Source organism: Leucobacter edaphi (assembly GCF_016522535.1).
In the GTDB taxonomy this organism is placed as follows: Bacteria; Actinomycetota; Actinomycetes; order Actinomycetales; family Microbacteriaceae; genus Leucobacter; species Leucobacter edaphi.
Genome location: NZ_JAEHOI010000005.1, coordinates 305736 through 322630 on the forward strand (window position 1 = coordinate 305736; position 16895 = coordinate 322630).

The window sequence follows — 16895 nt, forward strand, 5'->3', positions numbered from 1 at the left end:
CTCCCCAGGGGCGACCCAGCGGCTGCCCCGCCCGAACACCCAGCCTTACCGCTTTCCACCCGAAGGGAATCCCTGATGGACCTCCAGAAAACCGATGTTCTCGTGATCGGAGCCGGCACGGTCGGCTCGATGGCCCTGTGGCAGCTGAGCAAGCGAGAGGGGCTCGACGTCGTCGGCATCGAGCAGTACGGCCGCGTGCACGCCCACGGCTCCTACGCTGGCGAGTCGCGGGTCTTCCGCACCGCGTACCACGAGGGCGGACTCTACGTGCCAATAATGAACCGCTCCCGCGAACTCTGGCGCGAGCTGGAGCGCGACTCCGGCCGCGACATCTACGCCGAGGTGGGCGCGCTGAGCATCGCCCCGGAGGGCTTCCCCGACCTCGTCACCGCCATGGGCACCGCCCGCGACTACGACATCCCGCACCGCATCCTGAGCGAGGAGGAGCTGCGCAAGGAGTATCCGCAGCACCTGATCCAGCCCGGCGACATCGGGCTGCTCGATCACCACGGCGGGGGCATGCGCCCCGAGGTCGCCGTGGGCAGCGCGCTCGACGCGGCGGAGGCCCGCGGCGCGCGCCTGTTCTTCAACACGGAGGTCATCGACATCGAGGAGCGCGCGAACGGCGTTGTGGTCCGCACCACGCAGGGCGCCTGGCTCGCACACCGGATCGTCGTCGCGACGGGATCCTGGTCCGCACGCCTCAGCCCCGAGCTGAACGAGCTGCTCCGGCTCCAGGTGCTCGGCCTCACCTGGTTCATGCCGCGCCGCATCGCGGACTTCCTCCCCGCGAATTTCCCCGCCTTCCTCCGCGACGCGGGCCCCGTGCACTTCTTCGGCGCGCCCAGCTTCGACGGCTTCAGCTTCAAGGCGTGCACGAACCCCGAGTGGCCCGTATTCCGCGACGTCGACGAGGTCCCCACCTCGCACACGCGGGAAGAGCTGATCAGGATCGGCCAGCGCGCCGTCGAGCTCTTCGCCGACGTCAACCCGGAGCCCGTGCGGCAGAGCGTGCACCACTGCGCCTACACGCCGGATCGCCTGCCCGTGGTTGACCGCTCGGCCTCGGGCCGCGTCGTCACGATCACGGGCCTGTCGGGCCACGGCTTCAAGTTCGCGCCGCAGCTCGGCGAGTGGGCCGCAGCCCTTGTCGCGGGCGAGGCCGCGGGCGTCGATCCGCGCTTCGCGCTCGCCGCGCACCTGGAGCGGCTCGCCGTCACCGGGCCGTACACGGGCGGAGGGCACTAGTCGGGCCGAGGGCACCAGACAGCCGGCTCTCCGCCAGGATCAGCGCCGGAATCGCCGCGGGGATCAGCCCCGCGGCACGAGCGGCGAGTGCTGCTGCACCCAGGAGTACATCGCGACGGCCGCCGCGGCCGAGGCGTTGATCGAGCGCGTCGATCCGTACTGCGTGATCTCGACGACTGCCTCCGATGCGGCGATCGCCTCATCGGTGAGGCCGGGGCCTTCCTGGCCGAAGAGCATGACGCAGCGCTCGGGCCACTCGAACGTCTCCATGGGCACGCAGCCGGGTACGTTGTCGATCGCGATGATCGGGATCCCCTCCGCGGCCGCCCACTCGGCGAGCGCTGCGACGTCCTCGCGGTGGGTGACGTGCTGGTAGCGGTCCGTGACCATCGCGCCACGCTTGTTCCAGCGCCGGCGGCCCACGATGTGCACCGTGTCGGCCGCGAAGGCGTTCGCGCTGCGCACGATCGAGCCGATGTTCATGTCGTGCTGCCAGTTCTCGATGGCCACGTGGAAGGGGTGCCGGTGCTCGTCGAGGTCGGCGACGATCGCGTCCATCCGCCAGTAGCGGTAGCGGTCGACCACGTTGCGGGTGTCGCCCTCGGCGAGAAGTTCCCGGTCGTAGTGGGGTTCCGTGGGCCATGCCTCGGGCCCGCCCGGCCACGGGCCGACTCCCGAGGTGGTGCGCTCCGGGTGCGGGGTGGCCTGGGTCGCGTCGCTCGGCTCGGTCATCCCGCCATTGTCTCAGTTTTGGGCGCCGGTCTGGCGCGACGACCGCCCGACCCGCCTAGGCTGGGGTCATGTCGCCAGGTCCCGTGATCGTCGTCGCCCCGGACTCCCTCAAGGGTTCGTGTTCGGCCCCCGAGGCCGCGCGCGCGATTGCCGCGGGCGCGCGCTCGGTGCTCGGCCCGGGCGCCCGCGTGATCGAGCTGCCGCTCGCCGACGGCGGGGAGGGCACGCTCGACGCCCTGATCGCTGCACGCGGGGGACGGATCGTCGGCGTTCCGACGACGGACGCGCTCGGGCGCGAGCGGACGGGCCGGATCGGCTTCGTCCCGACTGCGGGCGACGCGGATAGCGCGGGCGCCGAGACCGCCGTGATCGAGGCCGCCGAGGCGAACGGACTGCCGCACGTCGAGGATCAGCCGTTGCGCGCGCTCGACGCGGACTCGGCGGGGGTGGGCGTGCTCGTCGCGGCCGCCCTCGACGCCGGGGCTCGGGAGATTCTCTTGTGCATCGGCGGTTCGGCGACGAGCGACGGCGGGGCAGGAGTGCTGCGGGCGCTCGGCGCCCGGCTGCTCGACGCCGAGGGTGAGCCGGTCGGGCCCGGTGCGCGCGGGCTCGCCGGGCTCGCGTCCGTGGACCTGTCCGGAGTGCATCCGGCGGCGAGCGCCGCGCGCTGGCGGATCGCGTGCGACGTCGAGAATCCGCTCGTCGGTCCGCGCGGCGCAGCCGAGGTATTCGCCCCGCAGAAGGGCGCGACGCCGGAAGAGATTCCCCTGATCGACGAGGGGTTGCGGCGCCTCGCGGGCGCGCTCGGGCTGCCCGACTCCGCCGCGATTGAACGTGCGGGGCTGGGCGCGGCCGGCGGGCTCGCGCTCGCGCCGGTGGCGCTGTGGGGCGCGGAACTCGTGCCGGGCGCGGAGCTCGTCGCTGAGGCTGCGGGGCTCGACGTGGCGGTGGCGAGCGCCGATCTCGTGGTGACGGGCGAGGGCCGGCTGGACGCGCAATCGCTCGACGGAAAGGTCGTCTCGCGCGTGCTCGGGGCCGCGGCGCAGTCGCCTGTCGCGACGGTGATCGTGCTCGCGGGAGAGGTGTCGCTCGGCGCCGACGGGTGCCGGGCCGCGGGGATCACGGCCGCGGCGTCGATCGCGCGCGGCCCGGCCACGCTCACCGAGCTCCGCGAGCGCGCCCCTGCGCTCCTCGAGGACGCGGCAGCACAACTCGTTTCGGTGTGGACCGCGGGCCGCTCCCGCGCGTGCTGAGTCCGACAGCCGGGGGCCGCCCCCCCTACACTGCGCCGAGCGCGGCCAGCTCCTCCGCGCTGAGCTCCACCCGGAGCGACGCGAGCAGCTCGGCGAGCTGTTCCTCGGTGCGGGCGCTCGCGATGGGCGCCGCGACCGTGGGCTGCTGACGCAGCCACGCGAGCGAGACGGCCGCGACGGGCGCCGAGTGGGCGGCGGCGATCTCGTCGAGTACGGCGAGCACGGCGCGACCGTTGCGTTCGAGATAGGCAGCGGCCTCCCCCGCGCGCGGGCTCGCGCCCGGCGCCGAGCCGTCCGCGACCTCGCGGTACTTGCCCGAGAGGAAACCGCGGGCGAGCGAGTAGTAGGGGAACACCGAGAGTCCCTCCTGCTCGGCGACGGCCCGCAGACCATTCGTTTCGAAGGCGCGCTCGACCAGGTTGTACTCGGGCTGCAGCGCGACCGGAAGGTGCAGGCCGCCCTCGCGGGCGATGCGCAGCCACTCGGCGATGCGTTCCGGCGCGTAGTTAGAGACGCCGATGGCGCGCACCTTGCCGGCGTCGACGAGCGCGGAGAACGCCGCGGCCGTCTCCTCGAGCGGCACCTTCGCGTCGTCGAAGTGGGCGTAGTAGAGGTCGATCCGGTCCGTGCCGAGGCGGGCGAGCGAGGCGTCAGCAGCGCGGCGGACGTTCTCGGCCGCGAGGCCGAAGAACTCGGGGTGCGTGGAGACCTTCGTGGCGATCGTGACGCTCTCGCGGGCTCCACGGACAGCGATCCACTCCCCGATCAGGGTTTCCGATTCGCCGCCGGAGTTGCCGGGCGCCCAGTGGGAGTAGCCGTCCGCGGTGTCGATGAAGTCGCCGCCGCCCGCGAGGAAGCCGTCGAGCACGGCGAACGAGGCTTCGCGGTCGGCGGTCCAGCCGAACACGTTGCCGCCGAGGGCGAGGGGCGCTATCTCGAGCGCGGAAGATCCGATCCTGGTGCGGGGTGCTGCGGTCATGGCGATGCTCCTTCGACGATGAGTGCGGCGCACCGTCCGGGGGCCGGATGGCGCGGGCGCGGAAGCGCGACTCCTCCGAAGCTAACAGGCGCCGCTGACACGAACACGCCCGCCGGCGCCCAATGTGAAGAACTGGGACGCCGGCATCCGATGACGGATTGGGGCCCAATCGGCCCGGAGAGTTTGTGGCAGCTGCCACACTGATTGATATGAGCACTCAGGTGGCCCCGAGTATGTCCACACCCGCCCAGGAAGGTCATTTCGTCTATCTCTATCGCTCTCCTGGAGGAAAGATACGCTATGTGGGCTACGGGGAATCTCCTTCGCGTGCGCTGAGCCACCAGGATTCAAGCCACAATGATCGTCTCAAGCGGTTCATCGAAAGCAAAGACTATTCGTTGGAAATTGCGGGCCCCTATGGGAGCCGTGAGGAAGGACTCCACGTCGAAACCGCGCTGATTTCCGCACTGCACCCGGAATTCAACGACGCCCCAGGCGACCAGACCCGTTTCCGGCCACTCGGCGTTCCCGGGAATCTCGCCGATCGTGTCCCGCTCGAACCGCTTAGCGAGTCAGAATTAGGACGCATCGGCCGCGGGGCGCTCGTCGTATATTTGGCCGCCGGTGATTTCATGAAGGACGGCCGCAAGAAGGCGAACCCTGCATCACCGGATGTCGAGATTATCGCGAGGGACTGCGAAAAATGGTGGCAGGTCCAACGGCACATGGAATCGTGGCTGAGCGGGGAGTCTCCCGTGCCGCAAACCCTCGTCGCTGTGTTTGGTCCGCGTCCAGCCTCACGTTTTATCATCGGCGCGTTCGAGATCGATCGCGAGCGTTTCGGACGCGATCCTGACCGCGACCGGGACGGTTCCAACTGGGTGATCCCGCTTCTGGACCGGACAAACGCGGACGCGCAGGGACTCCGGGGACGCCGGTTGAAGCCGATTCGTTTCGGCCAGGGAAAACACCGCATCTACCACTGGATCGATGGGGACGGCACCGTGCGTTGGAACGGCAACTGAGCGAGGATCCCCCCCCTCGAATCCACTCATCCGACATCTGAAGCATGTCAATCGTGTTCAAATTTCCCCTGACACGAACGCCCGCCGGCGCCCAATGTGAAGAACTGGGACGCCGGCGGGCGTTGTGCACGAAGCTCGCGAGCCGAGCTGCGTGAGGGGAGAACCGCGGACTTACTCCACGATCTCCGCCTCGACCACGTCGTCATCGGGGCTTTCGCCCGCAGATCCCGATCCCGATCCGGATCCGTGCGGGGCCGGGGTTTCGACGCTCGTGATCTCGAGCGAGTCGCCGTCGGGAGCGACGCCCACGAGCACGGACGATCCGTCGCGCACCTCGCCGGAGAGGATCGCGCGGGCGAGCCGGTCGTCGATCTCCTTCTGCATGAGGCGGCGCAGCGGACGCGCGCCGTAGATGGGGTCGTAGCCGCGGTGCGCGAGCCAGCCGCGCGCGTCCGGCGTGACGGCGAGGGTGAGGCGACGCTCCCCCAGCCGGCGCTGCAGCCGGTCGATCGACAGCTCCACGATCTGCGCGAGATCGTCCTCGGAGAGCGGGTGGAAGATCACCATCTCGTCGAGCCGGTTGATGAACTCGGGCTTGAAGGCGCGGCGCACGGTCTCCCGCACGGCGTCTTCGCGCTCGCCCCAGGGCATCTCGGTGTCGATGAGGTACTGGCTTCCCAGGTTCGAGGTGAGAATCAGGATCACGTTGCGGAAGTCCACGGTGCGGCCCTGGCCGTCGGTGAGCCGGCCGTCGTCGAGGACCTGCAGCAGGATGTCGAAGACCTCGGGGTTCGCCTTCTCGACCTCGTCGAGCAGCACGACCGAGTACGGGCGTCGCCGCACGGCCTCGGTGAGCTGGCCGCCCTGCTCGTAGCCGACGTACCCGGGAGGGGCGCCGACGAGCCGCGAGACGGAGTGCTTCTCGCCGTACTCGGACATGTCGATGCGCACCATGGCGTGCTCGTCGTCGAAGAGGAACTCCGCGAGCGCCTTGGCGAGCTCGGTCTTACCGACGCCGGTCGGTCCGAGGAACAGGAACGAGCCCGTCGGCCGGTTCGGATCGGAGATTCCGGCGCGCGTGCGGCGCACCGCGTCAGCAACGGCGCGCACGGCCTCGCCCTGGCCGATCAGGCGCTTTCCGAGCTCCTTCTCGAGCGAGAGCAGTTTCTCGGTCTCACCCTGCATGAGGCGCCCGACCGGGATCCCGGTCCACGCAGCGATCACGCCGGCGATGTCCTCGTCGGTGACCTGGTCATTCACCATGCGGGGCTCGCCGCCGGGCTCATCAGCCATTTCGGCGTTCTCGGCGTCGGTGAGCTGCTTCTGGATCACGGGGATCTCGCCGTAGAGCAGCTTCGATGCCTTCTCGAGCCGGCCTTCGCGCTGAGCAACCTCGGCCTCCTGGCGCAGGTGGTCGAGCTTCTCGCGCAGCTCGCCGACCTTGTTCAGGTCGCCGCGCTCGCGCTCCCACCGCTTCTCGAGCACGTCGAGATCGGCCTGCTTGGTCTTGAGATCCTCGCGGAGCTCCTCGAGGCGCTCCTTGGAGGCTGCGTCCTTCTCCTTCTTGAGTGCGAGTTCCTCGAGCTTCAGCCGGTCGACGGCGCGGCGCAGCTCGTCGATCTCGACGGGGGCCGAGTCGATCTCCATGCGGAGGCGCGACGCGGCCTCGTCGATCAGGTCGATCGCCTTGTCCGGGAGCTGGCGGGCCGTGATGTACCGGTTCGACAGCGAGGCCGCCGCGACGAGCGCGGAGTCCGCGATCGTGACCTTGTGGTGGGCCTCGTAACGCTCCTTCAGGCCGCGCAGGATCGCGATCGTGTCCTCGACGGTGGGCTCGCCGACGTAGACCTGCTGGAAGCGTCGCTCGAGCGCCGCGTCCTTCTCGATGTACTCGCGGTACTCGTCGAGGGTGGTGGCGCCGATGAGGCGGAGCTCACCGCGGGCGAGCATGGGCTTCAGCATCTGGGACGCGGCAACGGACGATTCGCCGCCTCCCGCTCCCATCAGGGTGTGGAGCTCGTCGATGAAGGTGATGACCTTGCCGTCGGAGTCCTTGATCTCCTGCAGCACGGCCTTCATGCGCTCCTCGAACTCGCCGCGGTATTTCGCGCCCGCGATGAGGGCCGAGATGTCGAGGGAGATGAGTTCCTTGTCCTTCAGCGAGTCGGCGACGTCGCCAGCGACGATGCGCTGGGCGAGGCCCTCGACGACGGCGGTCTTGCCGACACCCGGCTCGCCGATCAGGACGGGGTTGTTCTTGGTGCGCCGCGTGAGCACCTGGCTGACGCGACGGATTTCTGAGTCCCGGCCGATGACCGGGTCGAGCTTGCCCGAGCGGGCGACTTCCGTGAGGTTGACGCCGAACTGCTCGAGGGCGGATTGTTCGCCTTCGCCCTGGGCGGGCTGCCAATTGGCCTGCATATGGGTCCTTTCTCGGTGCAGACGGTCACGATCCCTTGATCGCAAACTTGAGTGTATGTGACTCAACTTTATCCCAGAGCGAACGAAATCACCACCCATTTCTTTGGCCCGGACCTGGGAATTCACCGAAGCGACAGCATTTCGACCCGTCGGATCCGGATCCGGATCGCCGCCACCACTTCCGCTCCGAGCCGATACGCTGGAATTCCGGCAGCAACCGAAACGGAGACACCCCCTATGTCCAAGATCGCCCTGGTGCGCCAGCCCAGCTCGCAGCTCGACGACGGCATCGTCGACCACATCGAGAAGGTCGCCGTCGACCTGGATCGCGCCCGTGTGCAGTGGCGCGGCTACGTCGACGCGCTGCAGGAGCACGGCTGGACCACGATCGAGGTCGATCCCGCCGAGGACTGCCCCGACTCCGTGTTCATCGAGGACACCGTCGTGATGTTCCGCAACGTCGCCATCATCAGCCGCCCCGGCGCCGACAGCCGCAAGCCCGAGACCGACGGCACCCGCCGCGCCCTCGCCGAGCTCGGCTGCCCCATCGCCGAGATCCGCGAGCCCGGCACCCTCGACGGCGGCGACATCCTCAAGGTCGGCGACACCGTCTACGTCGGCCGCGGCGGCCGCACCAACGGCGAGGGGATCGCGCAGCTGCGCAAGATCATCACCCCGCTCGGCGGCACCGTCGTCGCCGTCCCCGTCACGAAGGTGCTGCACCTCAAGACCGCCGTCACGGCGCTCCCCGACGGCACCGTGATCGGCTACCCCGACTACGTCGACAACCCCGCGATCTTCGACCGCTTCCTGCCGGTCCCTGAGCCGCACGGCACCGCCGTCGTGATCCTCGGCCCCGACGAGCTCATCATTTCCGCGAGCGCCCCGAAGACCGCGGCCATGCTCCGCGACCTCGGCTACACGGTCACCGAGGTGGAGATCTCCGAGTACGAGAAGCTCGAGGGCTGCCCGACCTGCCTCTCGGTGCGCGTACGCGCGCTCGACTAGGGGCTGATCCCACCACGGATCGGGCCAGTACCGCAGCGCGCGGTGCCGGCCCGATGTGTGTTTCCACAAGAAAGAAATTACGGTATTCGCCACAGAATCGTAAGCATTCTGCCCTTGAAATCACTCGAGCGAGATGTTGTACTCGCAGCACGAGTACGGCGCGAACCGCGCTCCGTCCGCGACCACCCGGGTTGTCCGGGCCCCCAAGGCGGAATCCAAATGTTCTTCGATGCGATTCTCCAGTCAGCTCCCGGCGCGTACGCGTGCCTGATCATCGTCGGCGCGTGCTTCGGCATACAGATAGCGGACGCGACGGTCCCGGTCGAACGCTGGGCACCAAAAATCGCGAGCCTGTGCACTCTCTTCGTCGCGTTCCTCTACGCCCATTGGATCGTGCAGATCGCCCCGCTCGGGATAGCTGTGTTCATCTTCGCCGAACTGATTGCGCAGTCGCTGTGGACAGCGCGGCTCTACGGCGGAATTTCCGAGTACTCCGACCTACGTTTCGGCCAGCGGCTGCACCTGGTGATCTGGCCGAGTCATCCGGTGGGTGATTTCAGTAAGAATGCCGTGCCCGGCTCTCGCTGAAACCCGCGCCCCCTCGGTGATCCGGAGCCTCAGACCGGCCGCATCCACGGCGCCCTACCGCTCGAGCACGATCGCGAGCCCCTGACCGATTCCGATGCAGATCGCTACGACCGCGATGCCGGATCCGCGGCGCGCGAGTTCGTGGGCAGCGTGCCCCACGATGCGGCCACCCGAGGCGCCGAGGGGGTGGCCGATCGCGATCGCCCCGCCGTGCACGTTGAGGCGTTCGGGATCGAGGTCCGGCCAGCCCGCGAGGCACACGAGCGCCTGTGAAGCGAACGCCTCATTGAGTTCGACGAGGTCGACGTCGCCCCAGGAGCGGCCCGCACGCGCGAGCGCCCGATTGGCCGCCTCGATCGGGGCGAACGGGAAGTCCTGCGGGTCCACGGCGAAGGCGGCACGAGCCGCGATACGGACGAGGGGATCGGCGTCGAGCGCACCCTCGGCCCCGAGCAGCACCGCGGAGGCGCCGTCGCTGATGGGCGACGAGTTTCCCGCGGTCACGCTGGCCGCGTCGTCGGTGGCGAACACCGGTTCGAGCGCGGCCAAGCGTTCGAGCGAGGTGTCGGCACGGATCCCCTCGTCGCGCGCCAGCTCGACTCCCGGGACCCGCATGACCTCTCGGTCATAGACCCCCGCACCCCACGCCTCTGCGGCCAGCCGGTGCGAGCGCAGGGCAAACGCGTCCTGCGCCTCACGGGTGATCCCGCCGATTCTCGCGGCGCGCTCCGCGACCTCCCCGTTCGGGAGCGTCCACTCGCCCGGCAGGCGCGGATTCGTCATCCGCCACCCGATCGACGTGTTCCAGATTCGCGGGGATCCCTGCGCCGACCAGGGCTTCGCGTCCTTCTCAAGCACGTACGGCGCCCGCGTCATCGACTCGACGCCGCCCGCGAGCACGAGTTCGGCGTCGCCCGACTCGATCGCCCGCGACCCCTGGATCACGGCCTCGAGCGAGGACCCGCAGAGCCGGTTCACGGTCGCGCCCGTCACGGACGTGGGAAACCCGGCGAGGAGCGCGGCGAAGCGCGCCACGTTCCGGTTGTCCTCGCCGACCTGGTTCGCGGCGCCCAGGATCACGTCGTCGATGCGCGCGGGGCCCAGTCCCACGCGCGCGACCGTCTCAGCGAGCACCGCGGCCGCGAGATCGTCGGGGCGGACCCCCGCGAGCGCGCCGCCGACCCTTCCGAACGGGGTGCGCACGGCGTCGAACACGAATGACCCGGTCATGATGCTCCCTCACGTCACGGGCACCGCGTGCGCGGCGCCGCTGCCGATCCGGATCCGGCATGGCCGAAGTCCGATCCTGAGCAGCATTCTGCCCGGTCAGCACCCAGATTCCTACGCCATCGACGCCCACCGGCCGGGGGAAGCGCTGTGCAGGCCCGCCCCGCGGGACTAGTTGCGCCGGTGCAGGACGCCGGTGACAACGGCGAGACACGAACCGATCACGGTGTCGATCACCCGCTCCCAGGTGGGGCCGATCACGTCGCCGGCGCCCGTCGCCGCGACGGTGATCAGGAGCACGAGCGGCGTAATGAACACGAGCGCGAGCGCGTAGTTCCGCACCACGACGAGCTCGATCAGGAACTGCAGCGCCGTCACCACGAGCACGAGCGCGAGCGCGTTCCTTCCGAGCGGGGCGACGGCGAGCGCCAGCGCTGCACCGAGCAGCGTGCCGACGGTGCGGTGCACTCCCCGCGCGATCGCGTGGCTGCGCACCGCGCTCAGGCCGACGACCGCGACACCGGTGGAAACGGCCCAGTACGCGCGGTGCGGATCGGCGAGCCAGGCGCTCAACACGATCCCGAGAACAGCGATGATCAAGATCCTGAACAGGAGTTCCAGCTCACCCTTGCCGAGCCACGGGCCGGGGAGCAGCTCGCGAATCGGACGGGCAGCGCGCCAGCGCTCCGCAGGGCGAACAAGCGGAGCGAGCGCCACGAGATAGGAGAACGCAGCGCCCGCAGCGACGGCCAGGAGGTAGACGACGGGGTCGTTGACGCGCTGGCCATCGACCACGGTCGTGATGTTGCCAGACAAGCCGTACACGAGCACGAAAAACACCGGTCCAGGCGGGCCGAGGCGGTAGCCGAAGGCGAAGGCGCTCGTGCCCACGGCGACGACGACGAGGCCGATCGCGGTCCAGATCACGCTGGGCGCGAGCAGAACGCCGAGCGCCGCGCACGCGATGATCACCCCGGCAACCGCCGGCAGCACCTTCGCGCGCTCCCTGGCGCCGTGTCCAGCCGCGTAGAGCGCGACGAACGCACCGGCCGAGGTCTGGATGCCGATGGCCTCATGCCCCAGCGCGGTCAGGAGACCAAGCGGGACACCGATCGAGATCGCGGCGCGGAGCGCGATCCAACCGCGCGGAGGTGCGTCGCTCGAAACGACGAAGAGGCTCAGAAACGCCGTGCGTGCGGCCGAGAGCATCCTGTCGAACCCGTGCACGCCGCTCCCCTCACGAAAGGGCCATTCTATCGGGGATTACGCCGTTGATTCCCGACGTCTCTTGCGCCCAGCAGCGAGAGTCCGACCGCTCGCCGGGCCCTCCTCGAGGAAATCTCCCGTTTCCTGAATCGCCGTTGTGCCCTATAGTCCTGAGGGTCACCTAACCTTCAACAGATGATGTTGATCCACCCCCTCCGTGGCACCCCCCCCCCGAAAGGAATGCCCATGCGTCTCTCCCGAACCCTTGGCTTGATCCTGGCCGCCTCACTCTCCCTGACAGTCGCGGCCTGCTCTTCGTCGCCGGCGTCAGAGCACAGCGACCATCACGCAGGCGCGTTCGCCACCATCGAGCACGTCTACGGAACGACCGTCATTCCGAAGAAGCCCGAACGCGTCGCGAGCGTTGCGTGGGGAAACAACGAAGTCGCGCTGGCGCTCGGCGTCGTCCCGGTGGGCATGGCGAAGATGACCTATGGAGATGACGACGGGAACGGGGTCTACCCATGGGTGGAGGACAAGCTCAAGGCCCTCGACGCGAAGACGCCGGTGCTCTTCGACGAGACCGATGGCATCAACTTCGAGGCCGTCGCGGATACGAAGCCGGATGTGATTCTGGCAGCGTTCTCCGGAATCACCAAGGAGGAGTACGAGACGCTGTCGAAGATCGCACCGGTGGTCGCCTACCCCTCGATCGCCTGGGGCACGAGCCTTGAACAGACGATCGAAATGAATTCCAAGGCGATCGGCAAGGAAGCCGAAGGCCAGGAGCTGGTCAAGGATCTGCGCACCAAGAGTGAGAGCACGCTCGCTTCCTTCCCTGAGCTGCAGAACAAGAAGGTCCTGTTCGCCTCAGTGGATCCGAGCGACCTCTCGAAGCTTTCCGTCTTCACCCTTCCCGACACCCGCCCGGGCTTCCTCCGCGACCTTGGGCTGCCTCAGCCGAAGCTCATGGACACCCTCCCCAAGGACAACACCCGCTTCTTCGTGGAAGTCAGCTCGGAAGACGCGGACCGTCTGAATGACGCCGATGTGTTCGCTGTCTACGGCGACACCAAGGGCAAGTTGCTGAAGCAGCTGCAAGCCGACCCGCTGCTCTCGAAAATTCCCGCGATCAAGAACGGTCATGTTGCCGTCATTCCCGATAACACTCCGCTTGCGGCGATGGCGAATCCGAGCGCGCTGTCCCTGGACTGGGGCCTCAAAAAGTACCTCGGCATTCTCGCGGACGCCACCGGCACGAAGCAGTAACGGGTTCATGGCGCTTCGCGGCGCCGAGCTGCCGGGTCTCGCTGCCATGCGTCACTCCGCAGCTCGGCGCAGTCTGCTGTTCTGCTCATTGCTGATCCTCATCCTGCTTCTCGCGACAATCTCGCTCCTATTCGGCGTCAAAAGCGTCGGCGCACCAGATGTCTTCCATGCGCTCAGTGGGCACGTGCAGACGGTGGCTGAGGCCGCTGCGGCGAAGAGAATCCCGCGCGCGCTCCTCGCCATGCTCGTGGGTGCCGCGCTGGCGCTTTCCGGTGCGACACTCCAGGCCGTCACGCGGAACCCGCTCGCCGATCCGGGCATCCTCGGTGTCACCGGCGGGGCAGCGGCCGCGGTGATCATCGGCATTGCATTCTTCGGGATCAGTACCCAGTTCGGTTACATGGGGGCCGCGACCATCGGGGGCCTCGGTGCTGCCGCGTTCGTCTACGGGGTCGGGTCGATCGGTCGCGACGGACCGACCCCGCTCAAGCTCGCCCTGGCCGGTGCGGCGAGTTCAGCGGCATTCGTGTCGCTCGCGAGTGCGGTTCTGCTGCCCCGGGTCGACCTCATGCAGCGCTTCGAGTTCTGGCGGGTCGGCGGCCTCGGCGGCGCGAACTGGGCATCGCTCGCGACGGTGGGGCCCGTGATCGCCGCGGGCGCCCTCGTGGTGGCTCTCATGGCACGTCCCATGAATTCCCTCGCGCTCGGTGACGAGCTCGCTGTCGGGCTCGGAGAACATGTCAATCGCAACCGGCTGGCCGCGGCTGCGGCCGCCGTCGTTCTCGCTGCGGCTGCGACCGCCGTCGCGGGGCCGATCGGATTCGTCGGACTCGTCGTGCCGCACCTCTGCCGCCTGCTCATCGGGCCGGATCACCGCTGGCTGCTGCCGTTCTCCGCGGCGTTCGGGGCCGTACTGCTCCTCGCCTCCGACATTGTCGGCCGGATCATCGCGCGACCGCAGGAGATCGAAGTCGGAATCATCACTGCGATGCTGGGAGCGCCCTTCTTCATCTGGATCGTGCGGCGGCACAAGGTGCGTGCACTATGAAGACGACGCTTTCGCAGCCCGCCGCGCGCGTGCGCGCCGACGCTCGTTGTCGATTCCGCAGGACCCTGATCGTCTCGGTCTTCATCGGGCTGATCCTGCTCGGTGTCGCGGCGCTATCCCTCATGGCGGGCCGCACCTTCTACACGCCGGGCGAGGTCGCGGCAGTGATCCTCGGCGGACAACCGACGAGCGCCTCCTTCACGGTGGGGCAGCTCCGCCTGCCGCGCGTGATCACCGGCGTACTCGCCGGGTTCGCGTTCGGCGCCGCAGGAGCAACATTCCAGTCCATGCTGAGGAACCCGCTCGCTTCGCCCGACATCATCGGCGTCAGCACGGGCGCAGGCGCGTTCGCCGTCATCGGTATCATCACACTCTCGCTCGGCGAAACCGCGGCGTCGTTCTTTGCGCTCGGCGGAGCACTCCTCACGGCCGCGGCGATCTACCTGCTCTCGAATCGCAGGGGCTTCACGAGCGTGCGGTTCATCTTGATCGGGATCGGCATCGCAGCCATGATGCAGAGCCTGATCTCATACGTACTCACGCGTGCACCGTCGTTCGAGATCCAGGCCGCGATGCAGTGGCTCACGGGAAGTCTGAACGGTTCCTCGTGGGAGAAGCTCCCGCCGCTCCTGATCGCGTTCGCGGCGTGCGTGCCTGTGCTGATCGCCTCATCTCGCGGCCTCGACCTGCTCCGCCTCGGAGACGCCACGGCAACCGCCCTGGGAGTTCCGGTACGGTTCGCGCGGGTGACCGTGATCCTCGCTTCGGTCGCGCTGCTCGCGTTCGCAACCGCCGCGACCGGCCCGATCGCGTTCGTCGCTTTCATGTCCGGTCCGATCGCCGCGCGACTCGTCTCGCCGGGCGCGAACCTGACCGTACCCGCGGGCCTCGTCGGGGCACTCCTCGTGCTGATCTCCGATTTCGCAGGACAGTACCTCTTCGGCACGAAGTATCCCGTCGGGGTGATCACGGGTTTGCTCGGCGCCCCGTACCTCATCCTCTTGCTCATCCGCATGAACCGCACAGGAAGCACAATATGACCGTCTCGCATCAGCTGGAGGCACAGGAGCTCAGCCTCTCCTACGGCTCCCACCGCATCGTGGAGAACCTCGATCTCCGGATCGCCCCCGGGAAGATCACCTCGATCGTCGGGGCGAACGGCTGTGGCAAGTCGACGCTGCTGAAATCGCTCGCCAGACTGCTCCGCCCGACCTCAGGGCACGTGATCCTCGACGGCGTCTCACTCCGCCAGCGCCCCTCCAGAGAGGTCGCCCGCGTTCTCGGGCTGCTGCCGCAATCCCCGATCGCGCCCGAGGGCATCACGGTGTCGGATCTGGTGGGGCGCGGCCGTCATCCCCATCAGGGGGCGATGAGCCGTTGGAGCGCGCGGGACTACGAGGCGGTCGCCAGCGCACTCGAGGCAACGCACACGAGCGAGCTTGCCGACCGTTCCGTCGACGAGCTCTCGGGCGGGCAGCGGCAACGGGTCTGGATTGCGATGGCGCTCGCGCAGGACACGGACATTCTGCTGCTCGACGAGCCAACGACCCATCTCGATCTCACGCATCAGATCGAGGTGCTCGATCTGCTCACCGATCTCAACCGCGACCGCGGGACGACCGTCGTCATGGTGCTCCATGACCTCGGGCTCGCGGCGCGCTATTCGGAGTATCTCATCGCACTCCGAGCGGGCGGCGTCGCGGCGGCCGGAACCCCCGCCGAGGTCCTCAGCATCGAAACAGTCCGTGACGTGTTCGGCCTCGACTGCACGATCATCGAGGACCCGGTCTCCGGATCGCCGCTCATTCTCCCGAGAGGACGACACCATGCCAGATAACACTGCCGCCGCGGGTTCTTCGATCGAGGCCGACTCGGAGCCCTCGCCGTACGCGGTCGCCCGCGCACGCGTGGACGCCGTCGAGCAGATCACGCCCTCGTTCGTCCGCATCCGATTCAGCGGCGATTCTCTGCAGGAACTGGGAAATCCCGGTCGGAACTTCGATCAGCGGATCAAGCTCATCTTCCCGAGCCCCGGCCACGGACCCGCGCCACTGGAGGGGTCGGGCGACGAGTGGTATCGGGTCTGGCTCGACCTGCCCGAACACTCCCGCGGATCGATCCGCACCTACACCATTCGTACCCTAGAGCTTGACGCGGATGCGGCCACCCGTGTCGTCGTCGACTTTGCCCTGCACCCGGGCGGCGGCGAACTCGGACCGGCATCGCGATGGGCAAGCGCGGCGGTTCCCGGCGATGAACTCCTCATCGTCGGGCCCCGACGTGGCTCCTTCGTCGGAGGCGGCATCGAATACGATCCGGGTGATGCGGCCACGGTAATGCTCGCCGGCGACGAGACTGCGGCTCCGGCCATTGCGAGCATCCTCGAGGATGCGGATCGGAGCAGCCGCGGGATCGCGTTCATCGAAGTGCCGCTGCCCGCAGACCGGATGGAGATCGCCGCTCCGCCAGGTTTCGAGGTTCGCTGGTTGCCGAGAAACGGAGCGGCACACGGCTCACTCCTCATTCCGGCGGTACTCGAGCAGCTCGAATTCGAGAGCGCGACCGTTGAGGTCGAGGACTCGGGAACCGCCGACCCCCTGTGGGAGACACCGACGTTCTCGGGCCTCGGAGAACGCCTCGACGAACACCTCGAGGGTCCCGACACCGTGCCGAGCGAGCGCTGGTTCTGGCTCGCCGGCGAGAGCGGCGTCGTCACCACGCTGCGCAGACAACTCGTGCGGGAACTCCGGGTCGACCGCGCCGATGTCGCGTTCATGGGGTATTGGCGTCACGGCGTGGCGATGCGGGGCTAATGGCCCTTGCCACGCCGCCGACTTGCACTTATTCTGAATCGCGTTCACTAATACATAAGGGAACCCTGTTCTTCATCA

General features: G+C 68.4%; 15 protein-coding genes. 10 read left to right on the forward strand and 5 right to left on the reverse strand.

All coding sequences use genetic code 11. From position 1 onward, the window contains the following. The first annotated feature begins 75 nt into the window (after positions 1–75). Entirely contained in the window at positions 76–1248 is a 1173-nt protein-coding gene (gene solA, locus JD292_RS06900; RefSeq protein WP_200131985.1) for an N-methyl-L-tryptophan oxidase, read from the forward strand. Positions 1249–1311: 63 nt separating this feature from the next. Here the strand turns inward: solA and JD292_RS06905 are convergent, their stop codons facing one another. Further along, complete coding sequence (locus tag JD292_RS06905; RefSeq protein ID WP_200131986.1) at positions 1312–1980, reverse strand: TrmH family RNA methyltransferase; 669 nt, start codon at positions 1978–1980, stop codon at positions 1312–1314. Positions 1981–2048: 68 nt separating this feature from the next. On the opposite strand from JD292_RS06905, the gene JD292_RS06910 reads away from it, so the two are divergent. Continuing rightward, on the forward strand, positions 2049–3233 hold the full coding sequence (locus JD292_RS06910) for a glycerate kinase (protein ID WP_200131987.1): 1185 nt from the start codon (positions 2049–2051) through the stop codon (positions 3231–3233). Between the two features lie 25 nt (positions 3234–3258). Here JD292_RS06910 and JD292_RS06915 read toward each other — a convergent pair whose 3' ends face one another. Continuing rightward, the gene (locus JD292_RS06915) at positions 3259–4212 is read right to left on the reverse strand and encodes an aldo/keto reductase (RefSeq protein WP_200131988.1); all 954 of its coding nucleotides are present in this window, start codon (positions 4210–4212) and stop codon (positions 3259–3261) included. Between the two features lie 209 nt (positions 4213–4421). Between JD292_RS06915 and JD292_RS06920 the strand changes: the two genes are divergently transcribed. Next, positions 4422–5237 (forward strand): GIY-YIG nuclease family protein, encoded by an 816-nt coding sequence (locus tag JD292_RS06920; RefSeq protein ID WP_200131989.1) that lies wholly within the window; start codon positions 4422–4424, stop codon positions 5235–5237. Positions 5238–5408: 171 nt separating this feature from the next. Here the strand turns inward: JD292_RS06920 and JD292_RS06925 are convergent, their stop codons facing one another. Continuing rightward, positions 5409–7658, reverse strand: coding sequence for an ATP-dependent Clp protease ATP-binding subunit (locus JD292_RS06925; protein ID WP_200131990.1), 2250 nt, complete (start codon positions 7656–7658; stop codon positions 5409–5411). A 237-nt stretch (positions 7659–7895) separates the two neighbouring features. Between JD292_RS06925 and ddaH the strand changes: the two genes are divergently transcribed. Beyond that, entirely contained in the window at positions 7896–8666 is a 771-nt protein-coding gene (gene ddaH / locus JD292_RS06930) for a dimethylargininase (RefSeq protein WP_200131991.1), read from the forward strand. Positions 8667–8885: 219 nt separating this feature from the next. After that, positions 8886–9254, forward strand: a complete 369-nt coding sequence (locus tag JD292_RS06935) for a hypothetical protein (protein WP_200131992.1) — start codon at positions 8886–8888, stop codon at positions 9252–9254. A 54-nt stretch (positions 9255–9308) separates the two neighbouring features. Here the strand turns inward: JD292_RS06935 and JD292_RS06940 are convergent, their stop codons facing one another. Together JD292_RS06940 and JD292_RS06945 are read right to left on the reverse strand one after the other, a co-directional pair. Continuing rightward, complete coding sequence (locus tag JD292_RS06940; protein ID WP_200131993.1) at positions 9309–10484, reverse strand: thiolase family protein; 1176 nt, start codon at positions 10482–10484, stop codon at positions 9309–9311. A gap of 168 nt (positions 10485–10652) precedes the next feature. After that, positions 10653–11708 carry an FUSC family protein gene (locus JD292_RS06945; RefSeq protein ID WP_369411180.1) on the reverse strand — a complete coding sequence of 352 codons (1056 nt, stop codon included), beginning with the start codon at positions 11706–11708 and terminating at the stop codon, positions 10653–10655. 225 nt (positions 11709–11933) lie between these two features. Between JD292_RS06945 and JD292_RS06950 the strand changes: the two genes are divergently transcribed. Genes JD292_RS06950 through JD292_RS06970 form a run of 5 tightly spaced genes read left to right on the forward strand, consistent with a single transcriptional unit; the run spans position 11934 to position 16817 of the window. Continuing rightward, positions 11934–12956 (forward strand): iron-siderophore ABC transporter substrate-binding protein, encoded by a 1023-nt coding sequence (locus JD292_RS06950; RefSeq protein WP_200131994.1) that lies wholly within the window; start codon positions 11934–11936, stop codon positions 12954–12956. Between the two features lie 7 nt (positions 12957–12963). Continuing rightward, positions 12964–14004, forward strand: coding sequence for a FecCD family ABC transporter permease (locus JD292_RS06955; protein ID WP_200131995.1), 1041 nt, complete (start codon positions 12964–12966; stop codon positions 14002–14004). Further along, positions 14001–15044, forward strand: coding sequence for a FecCD family ABC transporter permease (locus JD292_RS06960; RefSeq protein WP_200131996.1), 1044 nt, complete (start codon positions 14001–14003; stop codon positions 15042–15044). The genes JD292_RS06955 and JD292_RS06960 overlap by 4 nt, the downstream gene beginning before the upstream one ends. Beyond that, the gene (locus JD292_RS06965) at positions 15041–15841 is read left to right on the forward strand and encodes an ABC transporter ATP-binding protein (RefSeq protein WP_200131997.1); all 801 of its coding nucleotides are present in this window, start codon (positions 15041–15043) and stop codon (positions 15839–15841) included. The genes JD292_RS06960 and JD292_RS06965 overlap by 4 nt, the downstream gene beginning before the upstream one ends. Next, positions 15831–16817 carry a siderophore-interacting protein gene (locus JD292_RS06970; RefSeq protein WP_200131998.1) on the forward strand — a complete coding sequence of 329 codons (987 nt, stop codon included), beginning with the start codon at positions 15831–15833 and terminating at the stop codon, positions 16815–16817. Before JD292_RS06965 ends, JD292_RS06970 begins: the two co-directional genes overlap by 11 nt. The last annotated feature ends 78 nt before the right edge of the window (positions 16818–16895 follow it).